This window comes from Arthrobacter sp. H20, assembly GCF_000520515.1.
Lineage (GTDB): Bacteria > Actinomycetota > Actinomycetes > Actinomycetales > Micrococcaceae > Arthrobacter_D.
The window spans coordinates 1-2,714 of the sequence record NZ_AZRY01000237.1; the positions used below are offsets into that span (position 1 = coordinate 1).

Annotated in this window: 3 protein-coding genes and 1 pseudogene; 1 reads left to right on the forward strand and 3 read right to left on the reverse strand. The window is 59.5% G+C overall.

Going from position 1 to position 2,714, the window contains the following annotated elements; genetic code table 11:
* The 3 genes and pseudogenes from Y703_RS22870 to Y703_RS21260 form a co-directional block, all read right to left on the reverse strand.
* Positions 1-151, reverse strand: a pseudogene (locus Y703_RS22870) (IS256 family transposase); the annotation flags it as partial.
* 135 nt (positions 152-286) lie between these two features.
* Positions 287-862, reverse strand: coding sequence for a Mu transposase domain-containing protein (locus tag Y703_RS0102345; RefSeq protein WP_026551433.1), 576 nt, complete (start codon positions 860-862; stop codon positions 287-289).
* Between the two features lie 74 nt (positions 863-936).
* Positions 937-1,311: an NAD(P)/FAD-dependent oxidoreductase gene (locus Y703_RS21260; RefSeq protein WP_253907906.1), complete on the reverse strand. Its 375-nt coding sequence runs from the start codon at positions 1,309-1,311 to the stop codon at positions 937-939.
* Between the two features lie 53 nt (positions 1,312-1,364).
* Here Y703_RS21260 and Y703_RS0102355 point away from each other — a divergent pair, with 53 nt between their 5' ends.
* The gene (locus Y703_RS0102355; protein ID WP_173400598.1) at positions 1,365-2,414 is read left to right on the forward strand and encodes an IS30 family transposase; all 1,050 of its coding nucleotides are present in this window, start codon (positions 1,365-1,367) and stop codon (positions 2,412-2,414) included.
* Positions 2,415-2,714 lie beyond the last annotated feature (300 nt).

Genomic DNA, 2,714 nt, shown 5'->3' on the forward strand with positions numbered 1-2,714 from the left:
CCCGGTCACCGCGCTCATATCCGAGGTGAGAGGTCAGCTCAGCGCCCATCCCGCGCTCAAGGACCGCCTTGACCAACTCCGGCAGGAATCCACCGACGCCCGTCAGAGACACACCGTCCTCATCGACCCGCGACATCAGCCGATCGATCACTTCATCGGAAAACAACTCCTTACGCAGTGCCCGCGCAGCAGGCACCGAGTCCGGCGCGATCCCTATGTTCTTTCCATCGGTCTCGGTCATGCTCACAATGAAACTCCTTCGTCTCAAGAAGACCGCTTACACAGACTATTTGACACCCCTGAACCCCCGGGCCCGATCCAGGAACCATTGCTTCGACCACAGGCCGTCGATGTTCTGATGCCGCTTGGGGGCATGGATCACGTCGGTGGAATACTGTCCCTTCCGGCCTTGCCTGCGGACGTGTTGGCAGAGGATCTGATCTGCATCGAAGATCGTCACCATTGTGGAGGTGACCCGCACGCGTAGCAGCTGCCCGGCGTACGTGTAGGGCACCGAGTAATGCTGCGAGTCACAACTGATGTGGTAATTCCGTCCGACCTTCAGTTGCTTCCACTCCACAGTCTCGAACCCTTCGGCGGGAAGCGGCTGCAGCAGGTGTGCCTCCTCCGCGGCGAACCGTTCCCACCGAGTGGTGCCATCAGCACGCCGGATCTGCTCATTGATCTCGACGAGCCGTTCCGTGATCGCGGAGTTGAGGTCATCGACGGTGGTCCAGACTTCTTCAACCAGGTAACCGATCACACGCTTGTTGACCACATGCACCGCTGATTCGACGGCGGCTTTGTCGCGGGGCTTGCGTACCCGGGCCGGAACGATTCCCGTTGAGTAGTGATCAGCCAACTGCTGATACCTGGCGTTGACTACACGAGCCGCAAGTCTGACAAACAATCAGCCCCAAAGGAATCAACGACACGCTACACTAGCCCCTCGGCGCCGCGGAAATCGTGGGCGTGCAGCAGTGTGCCGGGAAACGAGTCGATCCCGGCAAACTCGGGCACATTCGGGGTGGAAAAATGCCCACTGGCCACTACCAGGCGATCGAAGACATGACGTGATGTTGTTCCCGAGGTGACATCCGCAACGATCACCGTGAACTCACCACTGTCGTCGCTGTAATTCACCCAGCGTGCAACGGTATTGAACTGCACATACTGTCTGACATCGCTTTTTTCAACCCGCCCTTTTATGTAATCAAAAAGTACAGCGCGCGGTGGAAATGAAGATATAGGGTGGCCAAAATGCTCATCAAAGGTGTAATCCGAGAATTCAAGGCATTCTTTTGGGGCCATTGGACCAAAGGTGACGACTTGGTGTCATAGCCTCGTAGCAACAACATAATCGAATGAGGGAGCTGCTGGTGGGCCGCAGGGTGTTGACGTTTTCTGATCGGGCGGACATCGCTGTAGGGATCCGGGCAGGACACACGGACCGTCAGATTGGGGTGGAGATAGGCCGTGACCATACGATCGTGTGGCGAGAACGGCGCCGGAACTCCACGAAGACCCGCGGCTACAAACCCGTGGCCGCAGACTGCAAGGCTGAAGACCGCAGGAAGCGTCCGCAAGTCCGCAAGATCGACGCGGACCTGGTTCTGATGGTCCGGGTGAAAGCGGACCTGCTCAGGTCCAGGACACCGCGTCAGATCGCGGGCCGTTTGCACTTAGAGGCTCGGGACTCCACCGTGGAGACCATGATCAAATCCCCCGACGCGCAAGGCCGGACCGTGTCCCATGAAGCGATCTACCAGTGGATCTACGCGATGCCCAAGGGCGAGTTGGCTCGGGAGGCGATCCTGCTGCAGTCCAAGCGCACCGTCAGGAAGCGTCGTAAACCTGTGGGTGAGCGCACCGGTGGGCGGATCATCGGGATGGTCAGCATCGATGACCGCCCGGAGACTGCTGCGGACCGGCGGGTCCCGGGGTCGTGGGAAGGGGATCTGGTGATCGGTCGGGCGGGCAAGAGCGCGGTGGCTACCCTGGTGGAGCGCTCGAGCCGGTTCCTGATCATGCTGGGCCTACCGGAGGGGAAAAAGGCTACCGGCCTGGCGGATGTGTTCATCGACCGGGTTAATGACCTGCCGGCGCTGATGCGCGGCTCTTTGACCTGGGACCAAGGCACGGAGATGGCCCGCCACGCCCAGCTCACCGTGGCCACGGACCTGCCCGTGTACTTCGCGCACCCCCACTCGCCGTGGGAACGCGGGTCGAACGAGAACACCAACGGGTTGATCCGCGAGTATCTGCCCAAAGGCATCGAGATCACCAGCCACCAGCCCTACCTCGACGCCATCGCTGACGAGCTCAACGACCGGCCCCGAGCCACTCTCGGCTACCTCACCCCACGAGAAGTCTTTACCAAACTACTCAACGACAATGTTGCTACCACCGCTTGACACCAAGCGATACATACTGCCGTGAACGGGCTCACCACTCTCGTCGAGTCCTGTACGCCAGCTGTAATTCCACTGTCCGCCCCACTCTGCCTGCTTTTCGAAGCAGGTGATATCAGGGATTTCCGCACCGAGTTTTCGCGCAGCTTCAAAGGCGCGCAATTGCGCCAGTCCGCTGGGGCCTGCGCCGATTATTCCGACCCGTAGTCTCATTGTGCTCCTCTGCATTGTGTCCGGCCGTGATGCCGATATTCCGGGATATTTACAGAAAAAATATCTCAGGGGAGTCTGATGGGACCTTTT

What these genes read in the sequence shown, in the direction of transcription:
- Y703_RS21260 (WP_253907906.1), bottom strand. Translation starts at nt 1,311, where the DNA reads ATGGCCCCAAAAGAATGCCTTGAATTCTCGGATTACACCTTTGATGAG.
- Y703_RS0102355 (WP_173400598.1), top strand. Translation starts at nt 1,365, where the DNA reads ATGAGGGAGCTGCTGGTGGGCCGCAGGGTGTTGACGTTTTCTGATCGG.